The sequence below is a fragment of the Microbispora sp. H10670 genome (assembly GCF_014161385.1).
Lineage (GTDB): Bacteria > Actinomycetota > Actinomycetes > Streptosporangiales > Streptosporangiaceae > Microbispora > Microbispora triticiradicis.
In genome coordinates, this window is the sequence record NZ_JABBWW010000006.1 from 169238 (window position 1) to 189696 (window position 20459).

13 protein-coding genes are annotated in these 20459 nt (G+C 72.3%); 10 read left to right on the forward strand and 3 right to left on the reverse strand.

What is annotated here, in order from left to right; genetic code table 11:
- Positions 1 to 46 precede the first annotated feature (46 nt).
- Positions 47 to 991 carry an NAD-dependent epimerase/dehydratase family protein gene (locus HHX33_RS11425; RefSeq protein WP_182874548.1) on the reverse strand — a complete coding sequence of 315 codons (945 nt, stop codon included), beginning with the start codon at positions 989 to 991 and terminating at the stop codon, positions 47 to 49.
- Positions 988 to 2142: a glycosyltransferase gene (locus HHX33_RS11430; RefSeq protein WP_220501711.1), complete on the reverse strand. Its 1155-nt coding sequence runs from the start codon at positions 2140 to 2142 to the stop codon at positions 988 to 990. Before HHX33_RS11430 ends, HHX33_RS11425 begins: the two co-directional genes overlap by 4 nt.
- Before the next feature lie 297 nt (positions 2143 to 2439).
- On the opposite strand from HHX33_RS11430, the gene HHX33_RS11435 reads away from it, so the two are divergent.
- From HHX33_RS11435 to HHX33_RS11465, 7 genes are all read left to right on the forward strand, one after another.
- Positions 2440 to 4698 carry a hypothetical protein gene (locus tag HHX33_RS11435; RefSeq protein ID WP_182874549.1) on the forward strand — a complete coding sequence of 753 codons (2259 nt, stop codon included), beginning with the start codon at positions 2440 to 2442 and terminating at the stop codon, positions 4696 to 4698.
- 142 nt (positions 4699 to 4840) lie between these two features.
- The gene (locus HHX33_RS11440) at positions 4841 to 5572 is read left to right on the forward strand and encodes a class I SAM-dependent methyltransferase (RefSeq protein ID WP_182874550.1); all 732 of its coding nucleotides are present in this window, start codon (positions 4841 to 4843) and stop codon (positions 5570 to 5572) included.
- Between the two features lie 37 nt (positions 5573 to 5609).
- A complete protein-coding gene (locus HHX33_RS11445; RefSeq protein ID WP_182874551.1) occupies positions 5610 to 6713 on the forward strand; it encodes a glycosyltransferase in 1104 nt (367 codons plus the stop codon).
- Complete coding sequence (locus tag HHX33_RS11450) at positions 6692 to 7984, forward strand: hypothetical protein (protein WP_182874552.1); 1293 nt, start codon at positions 6692 to 6694, stop codon at positions 7982 to 7984. The genes HHX33_RS11445 and HHX33_RS11450 overlap by 22 nt, the downstream gene beginning before the upstream one ends.
- Before the next feature lie 9 nt (positions 7985 to 7993).
- Positions 7994 to 9133, forward strand: a complete 1140-nt coding sequence (locus tag HHX33_RS11455) for a glycosyltransferase (protein WP_182874553.1) — start codon at positions 7994 to 7996, stop codon at positions 9131 to 9133.
- Between the two features lie 3 nt (positions 9134 to 9136).
- Positions 9137 to 10429 (forward strand): lipopolysaccharide biosynthesis protein, encoded by a 1293-nt coding sequence (locus HHX33_RS37135; protein WP_182874554.1) that lies wholly within the window; start codon positions 9137 to 9139, stop codon positions 10427 to 10429.
- 52 nt (positions 10430 to 10481) lie between these two features.
- Complete coding sequence (locus HHX33_RS11465) at positions 10482 to 11561, forward strand: glycosyltransferase family 4 protein (protein ID WP_182874555.1); 1080 nt, start codon at positions 10482 to 10484, stop codon at positions 11559 to 11561.
- On the opposite strand, the gene HHX33_RS37140 is transcribed toward HHX33_RS11465, so the two are convergent.
- Positions 11553 to 14876 (reverse strand): DUF4082 domain-containing protein, encoded by a 3324-nt coding sequence (locus HHX33_RS37140; protein ID WP_310741312.1) that lies wholly within the window; start codon positions 14874 to 14876, stop codon positions 11553 to 11555. The two genes, HHX33_RS11465 and HHX33_RS37140, sit on opposite strands and share 9 nt — an antisense overlap.
- A 616-nt stretch (positions 14877 to 15492) precedes the next feature.
- On the opposite strand from HHX33_RS37140, the gene HHX33_RS11475 reads away from it, so the two are divergent.
- The 3 genes from HHX33_RS11475 to HHX33_RS11485 all read left to right on the forward strand — a co-directional run bounded on the left by HHX33_RS11475 (position 15493) and on the right by HHX33_RS11485 (position 20439).
- The gene (locus HHX33_RS11475) at positions 15493 to 16656 is read left to right on the forward strand and encodes a hypothetical protein (protein ID WP_220501712.1); all 1164 of its coding nucleotides are present in this window, start codon (positions 15493 to 15495) and stop codon (positions 16654 to 16656) included.
- Between the two features lie 522 nt (positions 16657 to 17178).
- Entirely contained in the window at positions 17179 to 19122 is a 1944-nt protein-coding gene (locus tag HHX33_RS11480; protein ID WP_182874558.1) for a DUF4082 domain-containing protein, read from the forward strand.
- Between the two features lie 177 nt (positions 19123 to 19299).
- Positions 19300 to 20439, forward strand: a complete 1140-nt coding sequence (locus HHX33_RS11485) for an ice-binding family protein (protein WP_182874559.1) — start codon at positions 19300 to 19302, stop codon at positions 20437 to 20439.
- Positions 20440 to 20459 lie beyond the last annotated feature (20 nt).

Below are 20459 nucleotides of genomic sequence, written 5' to 3' on the forward strand. Positions count from 1 at the left end.
GAGGTTGACAGGATCGCAATAGGACTTCGTGCGCGAAGGTGGCGTGTCAGGCGCTCCCGGCTCCGGACGTCTTCTCGAACCAGGTCACGGTGAGGTGCAGCCCCTCCTCCAGCGGCACCGGCCGGACGCCGGGGAACCGGTCGAGCAGCAGGCGGGCCGACGCCTGCGACTCGCGGATGTCGCCCGCGCGGGGCGGCAGGAACTCCGCCTCGACCGGCCGGCCGAGGACGGCGGCCAGGGCGTCCTTGAGCTGGAGCAGGGACACGCGGGTGCCGAAGGCCAGGTTGACCGGCGTGCCGCCGGTGACCCGGCGGACCGCGGCGTCGGTGAGGACGTCCACCACCGAGCCCACGTAGGTGAAGTCACGCGCCTGCCGCCCGTCGCCGTGGATCGGGACCGGCAGCCCCGCCAGCGCGGCGCCGACGAACGCCGGGATCACCGCGGCGTACGCGTGCCCGGCCGGCTGGAGCGGGCCGTACACGTTGAAGAAGCGGAACGGCAGCACGGGGAGGCCGTAGCTGGAGGCGTACGCCAGCGCGTACGCCTCGGTGGCGAGCTTGCTCGCGCCGTACGGGCTCAGCGGCCGGGCCGGCAGGTCCTCGTGCTTGCACGCCTCGGCGTGGTCGCCGTAGACCGAGGAGGACGACGCCAGGATCACGTGCGGCCGGGTGGCCCGGCACGCCTCCAGGACGTGCAGCGTCCCCGTCGCGTTGACGGCGTGCGAGGCGAGCGGGTCCTTCACCGACCGGGGCACCGAGGGCCGCGCGGCCAGGTGGATCACGTGCGTCGCGCCGGGCACGAGGTCGGCCAGCAGGTCCCGGTCGAGGATGCTGCCGGTCACGAGGACGGCCCCGACGTCGGCGAGGTTGGCCGGGTCCCCGCTGCTCAGGTCGTCCAGCACGGTGACGCTCTCGACCTCGGGCCGGGTGGTCAGCGCCCGGCAGAGGTTGGCGCCGATGAAGCCGGCGCCTCCGGTGACCAGGACTCTCATGCGATTCTCCTTGGGAACGACGGGCTGGACGCGGCGTACAGCGAGCGGTAGAGCGCCTCGGTGTCGGCCACCAGGCGCTCCACCGCGAAGGACTCCGTCGTCCAGCGGCGGGCGGCCTCGCCCATGCGGCGGGCGAGCACCGGGTCGGTCAGCAGCCGGAAGGCGTGCTCGGCCAGTTCGCCCGCGTCCGGGGCGGTCAGCAGGCCGGTGACCCCGTGCCTGACGACCTCCTCGACGCTGCCCACGCGGGTGGCGACGACGGGAGTGCCCGCCATGCCGGCCTCGATCAACGTCAGCGGCGTGCCCTCGTTGTCGGAGGTGAGCAGGACGACGTCGGCCGCCGCGTAGACGGTCCCGACGTCCGCCCGCCACCCCAGCAGGTGGAAGGCGCCCGGCGCGGCGCCGGCGGCCCGCTCCACCTCGCCCGTGAGCTCGCCTCCGCCGCAGAGGACGAACCGGCAGGCGGGCAGGCGGGCGAGCACGGCCCGCGCGGCCGCGAGGAACCGGTCGGGCCGCTTCACCCCGGTGAGCCTGCCGACGAAGGCGACGATCGGCGCGTCCGGAGGAAGCCCCAGCTCCGCGCGGGCGGCCTCGCGGCCGGGCACCCCGCCCAGCCGCACGCCCGGCGGAATCACGACGTACTGCCCGGGGTGGCCGATCCCGGCCGCGAGCAGGTCGTCGCGCACATTGGCGCCCACCGTCACCAGCCGGTCGGTCATGGCGGCCAGTCGCCGCTCCACCCCCACGTAGAGGCGGCGTTTCGCGGGCGAGAAGTAGCCGTGCAGCAGGTGGCCGTGGAAGACGTGCACGGTCCGTCCGCCCCATGCCGGACCGATCCGGGCGAGGCGGGCGGCCACCCGGCCGAGCGCGCCCGCCTTGGCCGTACGGGTGTGCACGATGTGCGGCCGGAAGGCCCGCATCTCGGCGGCCAGCCGCAGCAGCGCGCGGCAGTCGTCGCCGGGCCGGACCGAGCGGCCCAGGCCGGGGACGCGGTGCACCCGTGCCACCGTGTTCCCGAGCCGGTCGCTCTCGGTCTCCTCGACCTGCCCGGTGTAGAGGCGGTGGTCGAACTCCTCGGTGTTCAGCCGTTCGCACAGCCCCAGAATCTGGGTGGCCGGGCCGCCGATGTTCATGCGCGCGATGATTTCCATGACCCGAATTCGGTCGTCCGGTCTCACCACGGGCTCTTCGGTGATGAGCCTGTTCACGTCGGAGAAGCTAACCCGCGATTTGAGCTTTTCGCCGACACCGTCACGGCCGCGGCGAAGCCTTTTCGCATTCCCTACCGAGGCATGATCGAGGACCTCCCGAGCACGTCCAGAGGCGCTTCGCCGGGAAAAGCAGAGCGACGACCGAACCGGGGGCCCGTACAAAAGAGTGGCAAGGAGTCGACCGGCCGCCCGCGCCGCGGCCCCGGCATCGCGCCCGTGCTCGTCAGGGTTGGCCCCATGGCCAAGACAGCGCCCGCCACACTGCCGCCACGGGCGGGGGACACCGCTCCTCTCCGGGAGCGCGACGAGAGGCCGGGCCGTCTCGGCAGATGGCTCCCGGCGGTGACGGCGACCGCGTTCGCGGGGGGCGCGGCGGTGCTCCACGGCGTGTCCGTGCGGGACCTGCTCGTCTTCGCCGCCTACCTCGCCGCCTGCGTGGCGCTGCCGGGGACGCTGCTGGTGCGTGCCCTGTATCGGGGCCGCCGCAGCCTGGCCGAGGAGATCGCGCTGGGCGTCGCGCTCGGCTACGTCGCCGAGGTCGTCGTCTACGCCGCCGCGCGGGCCGCCGGGGCGCCGCTGCTCGTCCTGGCATGGCCGGCCGCCACGTACGCGGCCGTCGCCGCGTCGGCGAGGCTGCGCCGCCGCGTGTCACGCGCGCCGCGGACACGCGCGCCGCTGTGGTGGTCGTGGGCCCTGTCGCTGGCCGTCATGGTCCTGGTCGCCTGGAGCGCGGTCACCTTCTACCGGCAGGCGGCGCTCACCTGGCCGCTCATGGCGGCCGCCAACGTCGACCTGCCGTACCACCTGGCGCTGATCGGCGAGCTCAAGCACCACATGCCGCCCACCGTGCCCGTGGTCGCGGGCGAGCCGCTGCTCTACCACTGGTTCGTGTACGCGCACCTCGCGGCGGCGAGCTGGGTGACCGGGATCGAGCCGGTGGTGCTGCTGTTCCGCCTCGGCATGCTCCCCGTGCTCGCCGCGCTCGTCGTCCTGCTCACGATGATCGCGCGGCGCGTCGCCGGCTCCCGGGCGGGAGCGCTCGCCGCGGTCGCCGGCACGTTCTTCGTCGCGGCCCCGAGCCTGTACCTGGGCGCTTCCACAGGGGTGTTCACCTGGCGGGTTCTGTCGTGGACGAGCCCGTCGCAGACGTTCGGGGCGCTGCTGTTCGCGCCCGTCGTCCTGCTCGTGATCGAGCTCCTGGAACGCCGCGGCGACGCCGGCCGGTGGGTGCTGCTGGGCGCCTTCCTCGTCGGGGTCATGGGCGCCAAGGCCACGCAACTGCCACTGCTCGCCGCCGGGCTGACGGCGGTGGGCGCGGTCGAGGCGGCCAGGCGGCGCAGGCTTCCCCGGGCGCTGCTCGGTGCGGCGGCGATGACCGGGGCGTGTCTCCTGTACGCGCAGTTCGTGTTGTTCGGCGGCGCGCGCAACGGGATGGTCGTGGACCCGCTCTCGCTCATGCGCTTCACCTGGGGAGAGCTGACCGGCCGGCCGGGGAGCGGCGCGGCGCCCCTGGGGGGCGCGCTCCTGTACGCGCTGTGCTGGACGGTCGTCTGGTTCGGAGCCGCCGGGCTGGTAGGCCGGTCGCGGGCGCCTATGGGCCCGGGACCGCTGCTGCTGACCGGCATGGGGGCGGCGGGCCTGGGAGCGGTGGTGGTGTTCGGGCACTGCCAGATGAGCCAGATCTACTTCCTGGCGGGGGTGATCCCCTACCTGGCGATCGTCGCGGTCCGCGGGCTGTCGGAGGTGCGGGCCAGGGCGCGGCTGTCGAAGACGGCGGTGACGCTGGCCGTCGGCACCGGGGTGCTGGTGGAGGTCCTGCTCCGGGTCGTCTCCGGCGTCGTGGTCCCGCTGGAGCCCGGCCTCCCGGAGGTCCTCCTCTTCCGGCCGTACGCCGCGCTGGCGGTCGCCGTCGCGTCGGCCGCCCTCGTGCTCCTCGTCAGGGGATGGGCCCGTGCGCGGGTCTGGGCCTTCGTGGTCTTCATGGTCAGCGCCGTCGGCCTGCCCGGGGCGTGGATCGCGAGGGCCGTCCCGTACGGCGGGGGCGGGGGCGCCGCCGCTCACCGGAGCGGGGCGCCCGCCGAGGCGGTCCCCGCCGGGACCGTGGCGGCGGCCCGGTGGCTGCGGGCGCACTCGGACCCCGGCGACCTGGTCGCGACGAACGCCCACTGCCGGTGGGGATACCGGAACCCCTGTGACAACCGTCATCTCTGGCTGGCCGCGCTGGCCGAACGACGGGTGCTGGTCGAGGGCTGGACCTACACGTCGTCGAACATGGCGCGCTGGCATCCTGGACTGCCGGTGCAGAACATCCCGTTCTGGGACCGGGAGCGGCTGCGGGACAACGACGCCGCCTTCCTCGCTCCCTCCCCGGCCGCGAGCAGGCGCCTGCGCGACCGTTACGGCGTGCGCTGGCTCGTCTTCGAGCGGTTGGGCGGAATTCCGGGCGGCGCTCCCGCATATCGCGCCGGCGATTACACGATCTACCGTGCCGGGTGAATTCCCGGACACCGCCGCCCGCTTTGTTTTCCGAGATATTCCGGTGGCGCTCCGGCTGTCGAATAGACCGTCACCGTATCCTTCGACCATGGATATTCGCGTCGTCGCCAGAAATGCCGCCCGCCCTGCTTATCTCCCCGTGATGACGCGGAAAATATGGTCTCGGCTGAGCCAGGGGCACGACCGGGAGAGGAGCTCCGCGCGCGCCTGGGCGGCGAAACACGCCGAGGACATGGACGCCTGGGGCGACGGCGTCGACCCGGTCCTGTGGCGGGAGGGCAAGGAGTTCGCCGAGTCCCTCGCGGACCTCGCCCGGCCGCGCATGGAGGCGCTCGCCGCGGCGGGGGTGAACCTGGGCGGGGCCGGCGGCATGCAACTGCTCTATCTGCTGACCAGGGTCGTACGGCCCGCGCTCGCCCTGGAGACCGGGGTGGCGGCCGGATGGTCCACCGCGGCGATGCTCGCCGCGATGCGGGTCAACGGATTCGGCCGGCTGATGTCCAGCGACTTCCCGTTCTTCCGGCTCGCCAACCCCGAGCGCTATATCGGATATGTCGTACCGAATGACCTGAAAAGCAGGTGGTCCTTGCGGATAAAGGGCGACCGCCGCAATCTCGAGGAATTCCTGTCCCCGGACACGATGGTCGATCTCGTTCACTACGACTCGGACAAGACCAGGCACGGGCGGGAGTTCTTCCTCCGGCGGGTACGGCCCCACATGACCGGCAGGCACGTGCTCGTGATGGACGACATCCAGGACAACCTGGTCTTCCGGGAGTACGCCGAGCGGCAGCCGCTCTTCCGCGTCTTCGCCTACGAAGGCAAGTACATCGGTGTCACGGGCTCGGGGCTGCGGGCCGTCGAGCGCCGCTAGCACCCCGATGGAACGCCTTGCGAGGGGATCGAGCGCGATGCGCTGTGTCCATGTCTGCGAAGTGATCAAGACGCTCGACGTCGGAGGCGCGGAGGTGCTCCTCGTGGAACGGCTGCTGGCCGCGTCGCGGCAGGCGCACCGCTACACGGTCGTGTGCCTGAGCGCCTCCACCGCCGAACTGACCGGCAGGCTCAGGTCGGCGGGGATCGAGGTCGTCGACCTCACCGCCTGCCCGCGGCCGCTGCGGCTCGCGCGCCTGCTCCACGAGGTCAGGCGCCTGCGGCCGGACGTCGTCAACCTGCACTCACCGCTGCCCGGGGCGCTGCTGCGGCCGGTGTCCCGGCTCTGGCGTCCCCGGCCGGTCCTGGTCTCGACGGTGCACAACGTGCGCTACCGCCCGGTGACCATGCTGCTCGACCGGCTGACCGGGTGGCTGGACAGCCGGATCGTCGCGGTCTCGCCCCAGGTCGCCCGGGCGCGCACCGGCAGGCGCGGTCGCGCCCCGGCCACCTGCGTGCACGGGGTGCGCGTGGCGGAGCAGCGTCACAGGGCGGCGCTCGCCGCCGTCACCCGGCGGGAGCGGGGCGTCCCCGATGACGCCTTCCTCATCGTCAACGTCGCGAACTTCCGGCCGCAGAAGAACCACAGGCTGCTGGTCGACGCCGCCGCCAGAGTCGTCGCGGCCGAACCGCGCGCCGTTTTCCTGCTCGCCGGGTCCGGCCCGGAGCTGGAGCCGACGGGCCTCCGCATCGCCGCGCTCGGGCTCGACGCCGCCGTCCGGATAGCCGGCCATGTGCCCGACGCGGGCCGGCTGATCGCCGCCGCCGACCTGCTCGTGCTCAGCTCCTCCTGGGAGGGGCTGCCGGTCGTCGTCATGGAGGCGCTGGCCGCGGGGGTTCCCGTGGTCTCCACCGCCGTCGGGGGCGTGCCCGACCTGATCGAGACCGGGCGCAACGGCGTGCTCACCCCGCCGGGCAGCGCGGACGCGCTCGCCGAGGGCATCCTGCGGGCGATGCGGCCCGGCACGCTGGCCCGGCTCCGGGCGGGCGCCCGGGAGAGCGCCGACCTGGTGGACATCAGGCGGGCCGCGGAGTGGTTCGACGCGCTGTACGCCGAGGCGTGTTCAAGGGACGTGGGGTGACGCCGGTGGAGTACATCGTCGTCATCGCCGCCGCGGTGCTGCTCGTCGTCGTCGTGCACGCCGGCCTCAAGCCCCGGGTGGCGTGGTGCGCGCTCCCGGTGCTGCTGGCCGCCTTCGCCGTACGGCTGGCCGTCCACGTCCTGCTGATGCGGTCGGGCCTGGGATACGGCGGGGACAACTACTCCTACGAGGCGAGGGCGCTCGGCATCGTCGAGCTGTGGCACAGGAACGGGGTGCACTACGTCACCTCCGACGAGCTGGGGTCGGTCTACGGCGTGGCGGTCCCATGCCACGTCTTCGCGCTGGTCATGTACCTGTGCGGCGGGAGGGCGCCCCTGGCCTGCACCTCGATCGTGGCCTTGCTCGGCTGCGCGCTGTGCGTCGTCCTCTACAGGTTCGCCCGGCTACTCGGTGCGGACGAGCGGGCGGCGTTCCGGCTCCTCGTTCTCACCGCGTTCCTGCCGGGGTTCCTGCTGCACACCTCCGACATGTTCAAGGACGGATTCAACGCGTTCCTCGTGGTGACGTGCCTGGGCCTCGCCGTGTCCAACCTGCGGCGCTTCGACCCGCTCAAGGTCGTCGCGCTCGGCCCGCTGCTCTGGGCGTTGTGGAACGTGCGCCCCTACATGGTGTTCATGTGCAGCCTGCCGCTGCTCGCCGGGGCCGTCCGGGTCAGACACGCGCTGTCGGGCCGGAGCCTCGTCGTCTTCGCCGTCGTGCTGATCCCGGTCCTCGTCCTGCTGCAGGGCTTCGACCAGGGCCTCGACCAGGACGGCGGGCCGCTCGGCACGATGCAGGCGCAACTCGACCGCGGGCAGTCGCAGCACACCCGGCTCGCGAACGCCGAGGGCGGATCGGGCGTCGTCTTCGACGACGGCGGCAACGCGTGGAGCGACCTGGGGCCGAAGCTGGCCTACACACTGCTGTCGCCCTTCCCGTGGGCGAGCGGGAGCATGGCGCTCCAGCTCGGCAAGATCGACACGCTGCTCTGGTACTGGCTGCTCTTCTGCGCGGTCCAGGGCGCACGCCACCTGTGGCGCCACGACCGCAGGACGCTCCTGATCCTGCTGCTGTTCCTGGTGCCCGCCTCCGTCGCGTACGCGACGACCATGTCGAACATCGGCCTGATCTTCCGGCAGCGCATTCCGATCGTGATGGTGACGAGCCTGCTGTCGGCGATCGCGTGGAGCAGGACGCGGCCGTACGCCGGGCCACCGGAGGAGCGCGCCGCCGACCCCGAAGCTCCCGGCTCACTCGTACGCGGAACGTGAGGTCGTCCGATGGCACCGACAGACGAAGGCAAAGTGCGGCGCGTCGTGCTCTTCATCGGGCACCTCGGGCTCGGAGGCGCCCAGAGACAACTGTGCCTGCTCGCGGAACGGCTGCGGGACAGGGGAGTAGAGGTCCACGTGTTCGTGATGTCCAGGGGCGGCCCGCACGCCGACGACCTGCGCGCGGCCGGGATCGGCGTGCATTATCTGGGCTTCTCCCGCAACCCGGAGGGGATCGTCCCGCCGCCCGGCAACCTGCGGGCCTTCGCCCGCCTGGTCGGGCTGTTGCGGGAACTCCGGCCCGAGGTCCTGCACGGCTACCTGTGGGAGTGCTACCTCGTGGGGACCCCCGCGGCCCGGCTGGCACGGGTGCCGGTGGTCGTCACCGCCCGGCGCACGCAGGGCTACCTACGGCCGAAGAAGCCGTGGACGGCCGCGATCGAGCGGGCGGTGAACCGGATGACCGACCACATCGTGGCCAACTCGGCGGTGATCGCCCAGGGCACACGCGAGGTCGAGGCCGTTCCCGGCCGCAAGGTGAGCGTGATCTACAACGGACTCCCGCCCTCGGCCTTCGACCGGGTCGAGCCCGAGCCCGTCGACACCGCGCTGCCCGTGGTCCTGTGCGTCGCCCGTCTCAGCGAGAACAAGGGGCAGCGCTTCCTCGTCGAGGCCGCCGCGCTGCTCGCCCGCCGGGGCCGCCCCTGCACGTTCGTGCTCGCCGGGGACGGCCCGGAGCGCGAGCGGCTCGAGCGGCAGGCAGCGGAGGCGGGAGTCGACGTCCGTTTCCTCGGCTTCCGCCAGGACACCGCGGGACTGCTGGCCCGCGCCGACGTGGTGGCCCTGCCCTCGACGGCGGAGGGCCTGAGCAACGCGGTCATGGAGGCGATGGCGGCGGGCAGGCCGATTGTCGCCACCGCGGTCGGAGGCACCCCCGAACTGCTGAAGGACCGGGGTGTCCTGGTGCCCTCCCGGACGCCGCGCGCCCTGGCGGACGGCATCGCCCGGCTGGTCGACGACCCGGCGCTCGCGGCCTCGCTGGGCGCGTCGGCCCGCGCCTGGGCCTGGAAGAACCTCGACGTGGAGACCGTGACCGACGAGCACCTCGACCTGTACCGGCGGCTCCTCACGGCCCGCCGGGGGAGCTAGAGCGTGCGGAGTTTCCTGCAGACCATGGTCAGCCAGGCGTTCCCGCTGGCCATGGCCGCCGTGGCGGGCGTCTTCCTCGCCCGCGGCCTGCAACCCGAGGGGCGGGGCGTCTACGCGACCGTCACCACGACCGCGGGGATCGCCACGGTCGTGGGCCATCTGTCGGTCGGAAGGTCGCAGATGGCGCTGTGGCCGGTCCTGGACCGCCATGGGCCCCTCGTCGGCAACGCCATGGTCCTCGGGCTGGTCCTCGGCGCGGCCGCCGGGGCGATGATCTTCTGCGTGGTGACCGTCCTGGGCCTGCCGGTCCCGCCGCAGCTCATGGTCATGGCCTTGTTCGCCGTGCCGTTCGGCGTCGCGGCGCTCAACCTGAAGGGCGTCCTGCTGCTCCAGTCCCGGGTCGGAACGGCCAACAGATCTACCGTACTGTCCGCATTGGTGTTGTACGTCCCGATCCTGCTGCTCGCGGTCACCGGGAGGCTCACGCTGACGGCGGTGGTCGCCTGCTGGACCGTCTCCACGATCCTCCCCTTCGTGCTGTTCGTCCGGCCACTCGGGCTGCCGGCGCGAGGGGAGAGGGCGCTCGCCCGCCGCCAGCTCGCGCTGTCGGGCCGCTACCACCTGGGCGCGGTCGCGTTCCATCTCCTGCTCACCGTCGACGTGCTGCTCCTGAACATTTGGGTGACACCGGCCGAGGTGGGGCTGTACACCGTCGCGACCTCGTTCCTGTCCCTGTCGAGGGTGCCCACCGACGCGCTGGCCCAGATCGTGGTCGCCCGCCAGGCGGTCAGGGACGAGGCCGAGGCCCGGGCCGTCACGGCCCGGACCGTCCGGCTCAACCTCATGCTCGGGTCGGCCGCCGTCTGCTCGCTGGCGTGCGTCTCGCCCCTGCTGATCCCCACCCTGTACGGCGCGGCCTTCTCGGGGAGCCTGACGCCGCTGCTCGTCCTCGCCCCCGGCACGGTGGCCTGGTCGCTGCTGCGGCCGGTGGAGCAGTACCTGGTGCGGCTGGGCCGTCCGATGACGATGACCGCCGTCGCCGCGTGCGCCCTCGCGTCGAACGTCGCGTTGAACGCCGTGCTCATACCGCTGTGGGGAGCGGCCGGGGCGGCCCTCGCCTCGACCCTGAGCTACGGCGCCATGGCGGCGGTGGAGGTCGCGTGGTTCGCCAGGGTCGCCGGACTCGGCGCGGGGGATCTGCTGCCGCGCGCCGCCGATGTGCGGTGGGCCGCCGCCTCGCTGCGCGACCGGGGGCGCGGGACCCGCGGTCTGGTGAGCGCGCGCAGATCCGTGTAGAGCCCGCCCGCGGGCGTCGAGGGCGGGCGCGGGAACCATCGGAGAGGATGACGTGAGGATTCTCCATATCTCGTACCGGATGCCTCCGGAGCCGGGAGGCAAGGAACGCCACACCGCGCGGGTCGCCCACGAGCAGGCGCTCCGGGGGCACCAGGTGCTGGTGGCCCTCCGGCACGGAGAGGTCCCGCCAGGCGTCGCGGCGGTGACGCCGGAGCGCAGCCGTGTGACCCGCGCCGTCGCCAGAAGGTCGGACCCCCTCGCGTTCGCCGTCGACTGCGCCCGCGCGCTTCCGCGCCTGGGGCCGCTGGACGTCGTGCACCTGCACGGGGACCACCGCGAAGCGCTCTTCCTCGGCCCGGTCGCCCGGCGGCTGAGGGTTCCGCTGCTGGTCACCGTGCACGGCGCGCTGGCGATGCGGCACCGGGCGATCATGCCCTGGGCCTTCCGCCACGTCGCCGGATTCACCGCGCTCGGCACCCGGCCCACGGCCGACCTGCGCAGAGCCGGAGTCCCCGCGCACGCGATCCTCACGATCTCCAGCGGAGTGGACCTGCCCCGGCTCGAGGCGTTCCGGGCGCGGGCCACCCCGGAACCCGGGCTCATCGTCAGCGTGGGCAGCCTCGTCCCGGTCAAGAATCACGCCCTGACCATCGAGGCGTTCCGCCGGCTGCGCGCCGTGCGGCCCGGGATGCGCCTCGTCATCGTGGGCGAGGGGCCCGAGCGCGCCCGCCTCGAACGTCTGGCGAGCGCGGAGCGGGGCGTCGAGTTCACCGGGCACCTTCCCGGCGACGAGGTCTACAGGCTGGTGAGCCGGGCGCAGGTGTTCGTGCTCTCCTCGTGCAGACTCTCCTCCGTCGGGGAGGGCGTGCCCACGGCCGCGCTGGAGGCGCTCGCCCTGGGCGCCGCGGTGGTGGTTTCCTCCGACGCCACGCTGGACCCGGTGGTGGCGGACCGCGAGGCCTACCGCGTGTTCCGCAGCGGATCGGCCGACGACCTCCTCGCCTGCCTGCGGTCGGTGCTGGACGGGGACGAGGCCCGCGCCCGGATGACCGGGCGCGCCAGGGCGGCCGTCGCCGGCCTCGACTGGCCGCTCGTGGCGGCCCGCATCGAGGACTGGTACGGGTCACCGTGATCGTGTGATCGATCGCGATCTGGCCCGGTGACCTTTCCTGTCCTTCGCCGGGCCGGGGACCAGGTACCGGAGCCTCTCCAGCATCGGCGCCCGTGCGGTGCCGTGCTGCGGCCGGCCGCTCCTGCGGACGAACGGTGCCGGCGCGTACGGCGCCGCGGGCCGTCGCCCCGGAAGCGAGCGCGGAACCGAGAGCGGCACCGGGTTCCCGTACGCCCGGTCCACTCCGTAGCGCAGGGCCCGGCGGGCGGCGGCCTGCATCTGCGCGGGGTCGAACAGCACGTCCACCCAGTAGTTGGAGGCCCGGTAGGTGGCGGTCGGGAACGTGTTCGCCCCGGCGTAGGCGTAGACCCCGTTGCCTCCGGACGCGGTGCTGGACGGGGCGGTGAGCGGGCCGCGGCTGTACTGGGTGGTGAAGTAGTCCCGGTCCAGCGCGTAGAACCCGGTCGGCGTGAAGTACGACGCGATGTAGGTTGTGCCCGGCGTGATGTTCACAGGCGTGGAGAACAGGGCCTGCTGCCACCCGGACGGCGTCTCGTTGGTGAACGTCACGTTCGCCAGCAACTGCCCGTCGACGGTCCACAGGCTGCCGACGTGGACACCCGTGTTCTGGGTGCTCTTGTAGAACCGGATCCCCCGGATGGCGCCCGAGACGGAGGACTGGAACTTGACGCCGAGCGTGACCGCCTTGGTGTCGGGCTGGGCGATGATGTCCGGTGTCGCCGACTCGTCCCACAGCGTGGTCGCCTGCGAGTAGACCACGTCGACCCAGGCGTTGCTGGCCCGGTAGGTGCTGGTCGGGAACGTGCTCGTCTTGCTGTAGGTGTAGAGCCCGTTGCCGCCGTCCGCGCCGTCCGCCAGACCGGTGATGAGGCCGTTGGAGTACTGCGTGACGAAGTAGTCCCGGTTGACCGAGTAGTTCCCGGTGTTGGTGTGGTAGGAGGCGACGTAGCTGACGTCGTTGTTCACCGGGACGGGCGTCGAGAAGTTCACCTGTTGCCACCCGCTCGCCGTCTCGCTGGTGAAGGTCGCCTGCGCCAGCAGCTGTCCGGTGTTGGTCCACAGGCTGCCGACGTGCGTGCCGGTGTTCAGCGGGCCCTTGTAGAACCTGATCCCGGAGATGTAGCCGGGGCTCCGGACCCGGAACCGGACGCCGACCTCGACGGGCTGTCTGTCGTCCTTGGTGATGGTGGCGGGCACGGTGTCCGGGGACCAGATGGAGCAGGGGCATCCCGCGTTGACGGTCACCGATCTGCCGGCCGGGGTCCGCTGGACGTTGCCGATGTCGTCGACGGCCCGGGACCTGATCGTGACCGGGCCCTGGTTGCTGGTCGTCGTCCACGCGTACTGCCAGTTGGTCCGGCCGGTCGCCCGATGCCACGTGGTGCCGCCGTCGACCGACACCTCGACCCCCGCCACGACGCCGCCTCCGGTGTCGGAGGCGGTCCCGGCGACCGTCACGGTGGTGCCGCCGGGCACCGAGGCGCCGCTCGACGGGGTGGTGATCGTCGAGGTCGGGGGAGCGGTGTCGGCCGACGGCGTGGCCGGCACCAGGCCCGCCTGCAGGGTGGCCGGCTGCGTCCGCATGTCGGCGAGCAGGTTGACCGTCGCCTGCTGCATCCGGATGTCGGTCGGCGTGCCCGGCCGGTCGTGGACGGCGTCCAGCCCCCACGACCACTGGATGGTCCCCGCGCCGAAGACGTACGCGCCGCTCGGGTCGCGGTAGAGGACGAGGCTGTGCGTGGCGACCCCGGCGCCGTAGGTCGCGCCGAAGTCGAGCAGGAACTTGTTCGGGCTGGCCAGGGTGGTGCGGGAGAGCAGCACCAGCCCCGCTGGAGCGAAGCTGTTGTCCGGCGCCTCGTCCCACTCGTAGCCGAGCGTCCCGTTGGGGAAGGTGGCGACCTGCCCGGGCTGCAGGTTCGCGACCGAGGTGTTGCGCCACAGGCGCATCGGGGCGTACTCCGCCGGAACGGTGATCGCGTTGTTGACGTTTCCGTTGATCATGAAGAGCGTCCCGGTCAGGGCGTTCTCCGGATAGCCGCCGTTGGGCGGCTGGGCGAAACGCGGGTCCCGCCACGTCCCGGTCCAGGTGGGACTCGGATCGATCTTCATGTTGGCGACGGTCTCCTTGTAGCAGACCATCGTCCGGTTCGGGGTCGCCGAGGGGTCGATGCTGCTCTCCCACCTCGTCTTCCAGAACATCTCGTTGCCGGTGAAGAAGGCGATGTTGACGCCCTTGTTCTTGGCGTTGATGACGTTGTCGCGTGTCTCCTGCGACCAGTACTCGTCGTGGCCGGAGGAGAAGAGCACCTTGTGGTTGAGAAGTTGCGCGCCGCTGGTCACCGTGTCGACGCTGCTGGTGTAGCTCACGTCGTAGCTGTTCGACTCCAGCCATCTGATCATCGGGTATTCGGCGTTGAAGAAATAGGTCTCCGGCCATCCGGCGCGGGTGATGACCGGGCGGTTGTAACTGACCTTGAAGGCGCGGCCCACGGGAAGGCCCTTGTACAGGCTGTTGCCTCCGTAGGTGTTGTACGCCTGCCAGGTCGCGTCGGAGGTCTGCACGAGGATGTCGGAGTTACGCGCGTCGTTCCTGACGACGAAGATGTTCTGGCTGACTCCGCTGGTGCCGTCCGTGCGGACGAAGTTCGCGAGGTAGACGCCGGAGACCGTGTCGGCCGGGACGGCCCAGGACGCCGAGACGCTCCAGTTGCCGCAGTCCACCAGTCCCGTCGCCGTGTTGTTGAGGCAGGCCGGCTGCGACTGCGGCAGCGGGACCGAGGGGTTGACGGTGGCGATCTTCCGCGCGCCCAGGCCGCTGTAGTAGCCGACCCGGTAGATGTCGATCCGGTAGGAGGTGATCGAGGGGGCGTTCACCTTGAACTGCTGGGTCTGTCCCGCGTTGACGCTCATCTGGGTGGCGTAACCGGTGATCGCCGGGCTGCCCGCACCGGGCACGTCCCATTCGGAGGGCGGACTGCCCGGCAGGCTGTTCTCGATGCAGATGATCGACGTCGGCGGGCAGGTCTGACGGGACGCCCGGCGGTGGCCGAGCCGCAGGTGCCTCCAGCCGCCGAGGCGTGCGGCCCGCGTGTCCGCCGTGGGGCTCGCCTCGGCCGCCTGCACGGTCCCGGGCGCCACGGGTCCGGCGGGGCCGCCGGGCGTGCCGGGTATGCCGGGCGGGGTGGGGGTCGCCGGGGCGTGACCGTCCGCGGCGGCACCTGTGGAAGCGCCTGTGGAACCACCGGGGGAAACCTTGGCGTCGGGGGTGGGCGTGCCCTGCGGCGAGCCGGAGGGGCCCGTGCTTACGATCCTCACGTCACCTTGGTCCAGGTCTTCGGCGGGCGCCGGAGCCCAGGCGGTGGCGAGCAGAACGGCCGCGGCCGTCAGCATGGTGCCGAAGATACGCGCGGTGCGGGGAAATCCTGTTTTCCGGGCAACGCCGATTGTTTTCCATTCGCCTGGCATGTACAACCTCTGGTTCGCGCGGCGGAACGCCTTAAGGTGAGGACGGCTAGCGAAGGCTAGCGGGGACCGAATATCGCCCGGCGGCATGCGCGGAAGCGGAGAGTTCCCGGCAGGGCGGACACCGTCTCGCATTTCGCGCGCCCGGTTGGCGCCGCCGGCACGCGCCCGGGTAAAGCGCCGTGGAAGAGCAGGACAGGGAATGGGTGTGGAATCGGCACGCCTCCCGCCGCACGGCCGCCGGAACACCCGTGCTGCGGTTTACCCGGGGAAAGATTTGGCCGGGATATCGCGGCGGCCCGGGAGCGGGCGTCAGAAGCTGGATTTCTCGCTGGAAGGACGGGTTCGCGTGAACCGGGAAAGTGGAGCGACGTCGCGGTCGCCCATCGGGGCGGGCGCACTGCGGCGTGCCGTCGCCGGTGTGGGAGTCGCTGTCGGAGCCACCGTGAGAGGCGCCGTGGGAGCCACCGTGGGAGCCACCGTGGTCGCCACGGTGGTCTCCGGCGTGGTCGCCGGCGGAGGTGTGGCGCCGGCCGCCCCGGCCGGCCTGGCCGCCCCGGCCGGCGCGGGGGTCGCGCGCTTCGCGGCGGGCGGGACCGCGTCCGCGAGCCACGGCCCGCGAGGGCCGAAGACGGACACGGAATGCGCCCCCGGGCGTCCGCACGGTCCGGCGGATCGCGGCGTGAAGAAGGCGAGGAAGCGGCCGTGCACGCCGCGCGGCGCACGCGCGACGAACGGGGCAGGCGCGCGGGGAGGGGCCGGCGCCGTGACCGCCGCGCCGCCCTGGTCCTGGGACGACGCGGCCGGAGGAGACGGCCCCGCGGCCGCTTCGCGGCCCGCGCCTCCGGGTGGGGCGGGGGCCGTTTCGGGTGGGACGGGGGCCGCCGCGCCGGTCCGGCCGGCCGGACCCGCGGGAGTCGTGCCCCTGTGGGACGACGACGGCGGGTCCCGCGACTCGGGCCGCGCCATCTGGCCGTTGCCGTCCGCGCCGCCCTGGCTGTCCGGAGCGGGCGGCCCCGCCGGTCCGTTCGTCCCGTTCGCCCCGTCCGGCTCGTCCGGGGAGCGAGGTGTGGCCGCACCCGCGGGGGAGACCGGCGAGCGTGGGCCGCAGGGGCCACCCGGACCGGAAGGCCCCGTGGGGCCCGAAGGACCGGAAGGACCCGCAGGAGCGGAAGGGGCCGAAGGACCCGCTGGACCCGAGGGGAAGGCCGGCCCGGAGGGGCCGCCCGGGCCCGCCGGAGCGCGGGGACCGGCCGGACCGGAGGGGGAGGCGGGTCCGCAGGGGCTGCCCGGGCCCGCCGGCCCCACGACGAGCGTGGACTCGAGCTCGTTCGTCGGCAATCCCGGATCGCTCCTGACGTTCCTCGGCCGGGTGCCCGGTGACGGCCGGACGCTGGTCCGGGATCCCCGCACGAACACCTGGTACGACCTGTCCCACGTCGCGGGCTACCCCGCCGGCGTGCTGGCCGCCTCGGTCGACGCCGAACTCGCGGGCACGGGCGACGACCTGTACGTGACCGTGGCCACCGCCGATCAGGTGGCGCAGACCCGGTGCACGGTCTTCCCGGCCCCGGGCACCGGCGGCGTCCCGGCCTGGCCGGGCAACTGCCGTCCGTTCACCGTCCTGTCCTGACCGTCCGGCGCCGGGCGGAGTTCCCGCCCGGCCCACCGCCCGGCTCTACCGCACGGCCGACCGCAGGGCGGCCGGAAACGCCCGGCGCAAAAGAGCCCATCGCCTATCGGGAAATGCGATGAAAGCGGAGCCGGGCGTAGCAAAAGGAGTGGACCGTATGGAAACTCCGAAGGCCCGGAGGTACCATCCAACCCGAGCGGTCATTTCGTAGATCTTTTTCGTCCGCATATAGATCCTGTTTATCGGCGCGGCAATCATCCATTCCGTAGCGACCTTCCTCGCGTCATCGTTTGCGCGTCGCATCTCTCGGCTCCGTGAGCCGGTTCGTATAGAAAGTCCCGCTGCGGCGCGCAGGGTCATGTGGCATTCGCCCGATTATGCGAGAAAGGTCAGGAAATGAATGCAAATGCGATGAAACGCGGGCGGGAGCCCGCCGTACGGAAAACGGGTCGCGGACGCCGTCCCGGCGCGGGCGGAACCCTACGGCGCCGCCTCCCGGCCGTCCTCACGGCTCTGTTCGCCATGCTCGCACCGGGGGTCGCGGTCCCCGGCGGCGCGAGCGCCGACCCGTCCCTGACGCTCGGCGACGCGGACACGTACGCGGTGCTGGCGGGGACGTCGGTGACGAACACCAACATCACCTCGATCACCGGGGATCTCGGGGTCAGCCCGGGGACCACGGTGACCGGCTTCCCGCCGGGCACCGTGAGCGGCTCCATCCGGACCGGGGCCGCCGCCGCCGGCGCGAAGGCCGACGTGACCGACGCGTACAACGCCATCACGGCCATGTCCTCGAACGCCACGATCCCGCCCGCCCTCGGCGGAACGACCAGGACCCCCGGCGTCTACGACTCCACCGGCGGCCCCTTCACCATCAACGGCACGCTCACGCTCGACGCGCAGGCCGACCCCGACGCCGTCTTCGTCTTCCGGGGCACCACCCTCACCGCCGGCGGCGTGAGCAACATCGCCCTGGTGAACGGCGCCCAGGAGGACAACGTGTACTGGCAGCTCACGAGCACCGCGTCGCTGGGCACGTTCTGCACCTTCCGGGGGAACGTGCTCGCCTCCGGCGCGGTGTCGGTGAGTCCGGGCGCCGCCGTGTTCGGACGGCTGTTCTCGCTGAACAACACGATCGGCCTGCAGGGCACGATGAGCCTCCCGGCCACCCGCGTGACGGTGCCGAACAACCCGCCCACGACCACGAGCCTGACCTCCTCGCTCAACCCGTCGAACACGGGGAACGCGGTGACCTTCACGGCCAACGTCCAGGCGCAGTCTGGGTCGATCGTCCCCGCGGGCTACGTGGCGTTCAAGGACGGGACGACGGTCATCGGCACGGACTACCACGACGACGGGCATCCCGCCAGGCTCACCACGTCGAGCCTCACCGCCGGGCAGCACCGCATCACGGCCGTCTACCTCGGCGGCGACACCTTCGACGGCGAGCAGGTCATCCACTTCGCCCCGAGCACCTCGCCCGAACTGGTGCAGAGCGTGTCGAGCGTCAGCCTGTGGAGTGACAGCGTGACTCCCGACCAGGCGTCGCGCAACGACCCGCAGGCCGTGGTGGTCGGCGTGAAGTTCCAGTCGGCGGTGGACGGCGTCGTCACCGGCATCCGGTTCTACAAGGGCCCGCTGAACACCGGCACCCACACCGGCAGCTTATGGACGGCCGGCGGCCAGAAGCTCGCCACCGTGACCTTCACGAACGAGACCGCGACCGGCTGGCAGCGGATGGACTTCCCCAACCCCGTCGCCATCAGCTCCGGCACCACGTACATCGCCTCGTACCACACCACGTCCGGCTTCTACGCGCTGAACCGGCCCTACTTCACCTCCGCTTACACCAACGGCCCGCTCACCGCGCCCGCGGACGGCCCTTCGGGCGGCAACGGGGTGTTCGCCTACAGCGCCACCGACACCTTCCCGACCGGCAACTACCGGGCGTCGAACTACTGGGTCGACGTGATGTTCACTGCCGCGCAGACGCTCTGGGACAACACCGCGACCCCCGCGGTCGCCAACCAGCCCGACACCCAGGACGCGGTGCTCGGCGTGAAGTTCACCTCCGCGACCGGCGGCCTGGTCACCGGCGTCCGGTTCTACAAGGGCCCGCTGAACACCGGCACCCACATCGGAAGCCTGTGGACCTCCGGCGGCACGCAGCTGGCGACCACGACCTTCACGAACGAGACCGCCTCCGGATGGCAGCAGGCCGACTTCCCCGACCCCGTCGCGATCACCGCGGGCACCACCTACGTGGTCTCGTACCACACCTCGGGGCGCTACTCGGTGACCAGGCCGTACTTCACCTCCGCGTACACCAACGGGCCGCTGACCGCGCCCGCCGACGGCGCGTCGGGCGGCAACGGGGTGTACGCCTACAGTCCGACCGACACCTTCCCGTCCAGCACCTTCCGCGCGTCGAACTACTGGGTCGACGTCGTGTTCCAGCAGAGCTGAACGAACGGCCGGCACCGGGCAAAGAACGGGCAACGAAACGCCCAGGCCCGGTGTCCGGCCGTGTCCCCGCCGGTCCCTTACCCAATGCTTACGCGCGGGCAGGCCACCGCGCCGATCGTCCCGTCCGGGACGGCCACGCGGCAGGGCCGGATCCCCGAGAGAAGGAGGAGTCCTCTCATGGCGGCAGTCGCCGGTCACCGCCGGTTTCTCCCACGCGGCGCCACCGCGGTGTGGTTGTACGCGGCCCTTGCCGGGGCCCTCGTCGCGGCCCTGATAGCGGGCGTCCTCGTCGTGACGGACGGCCGCGCGAGCGCGGACCAGCCCCCGGTGGACCTCGGCGCCGCCGAGCACACCGCGGTGCTCGCGGCGGGCACGGTCATCAGCGCGAACGCGACCCTGATAACCGGGGACGTCGACGTCAGCCCCGGCACCGCCGTCACCGGTTTCCCGCCGGGCGTGATCGAGGGGGACGTGCACGCCGGTGACGCCGAGGCGGCGCAGGTGATGGCCGACGCGACCGCCGCGTACGACGACATCTCGGCCCGGGGCCCCGCCGTCACCGTGCCCGCCGAGCTCGGCGGCACCCGCAGGACCCCCGGCGTCTACGACTCGGCGGACGGGACGTTTCGCATCGACGGCACGCTCACCGTCGACGCCGGGGGGAACCCGGACGCGGTCTTCGTCTTCCGCGCGGCCACGCTGACCACGGCCAGGGTCAGCAACATCGTGCTGACGGGCGGAGCGCAGGCGGACAACGTCTTCTGGCAGGCCACCGAGGGCGCCGTCCTCGGGACGTACTCCACCTTCCGCGGCACCGTCCTGGCCCGCGGCTCGATCAAGGTCACGGAGGGCGCCGTCGTCGACGGCCGGACCCTCCTGCTCGACAACACGGTCACGATCGAGGGCACCACCGAGGCGGACAACGGAATGGACCGCGCGAACGAGGTCGACGCGATCGTCCCGCCGCCGACCCGCGTCACGCTGCCGTTCGACCCCGGCACCACGACCCAGCTGACCTCCTCGCCCAACCCCTCCCAGGCGAAGTTCCCGGTCACGTTCACCGCGCGGGTCCGCCCCCGCAGCGGCACGCTGGCGCCCGCGGGAAGGGTGGTCTTCAAGGACGACGGCGTCGTCATCGGCTCGGGCATGCAGACCGGCGCCGACACGCCCGCCACGTTCACCACCTCGGCGCTGTCGGTGGGGGAGCACCACATCACCGCCGTCTACCTCGGCGGTCTCACTGCGCAGGCCGAGGCGTGGGTGCGCTTCGCGCCCAGCACCTCCAACGAGGTGGTGCAGGTCGTCAACGCGCGGTAGAACGGCTGACCTCCGGCCCC

What these genes read in the sequence shown, in the direction of transcription:
- HHX33_RS11425 (WP_182874548.1), bottom strand. Translation starts at nt 991, where the DNA reads ATGAGAGTCCTGGTCACCGGAGGCGCCGGCTTCATCGGCGCCAACCTC.
- HHX33_RS11430 (WP_220501711.1), bottom strand. Translation starts at nt 2,142, where the DNA reads ATGGAAATCATCGCGCGCATGAACATCGGCGGCCCGGCCACCCAGATT.
- HHX33_RS11435 (WP_182874549.1), top strand. Translation starts at nt 2,440, where the DNA reads ATGGCCAAGACAGCGCCCGCCACACTGCCGCCACGGGCGGGGGACACC.
- HHX33_RS11440 (WP_182874550.1), top strand. Translation starts at nt 4,841, where the DNA reads ATGACGCGGAAAATATGGTCTCGGCTGAGCCAGGGGCACGACCGGGAG.
- HHX33_RS11445 (WP_182874551.1), top strand. Translation starts at nt 5,610, where the DNA reads ATGCGCTGTGTCCATGTCTGCGAAGTGATCAAGACGCTCGACGTCGGA.
- HHX33_RS11455 (WP_182874553.1), top strand. Translation starts at nt 7,994, where the DNA reads ATGGCACCGACAGACGAAGGCAAAGTGCGGCGCGTCGTGCTCTTCATC.
- HHX33_RS11480 (WP_182874558.1), top strand. Translation starts at nt 17,179, where the DNA reads ATGCTCGCACCGGGGGTCGCGGTCCCCGGCGGCGCGAGCGCCGACCCG.
- HHX33_RS11485 (WP_182874559.1), top strand. Translation starts at nt 19,300, where the DNA reads ATGGCGGCAGTCGCCGGTCACCGCCGGTTTCTCCCACGCGGCGCCACC.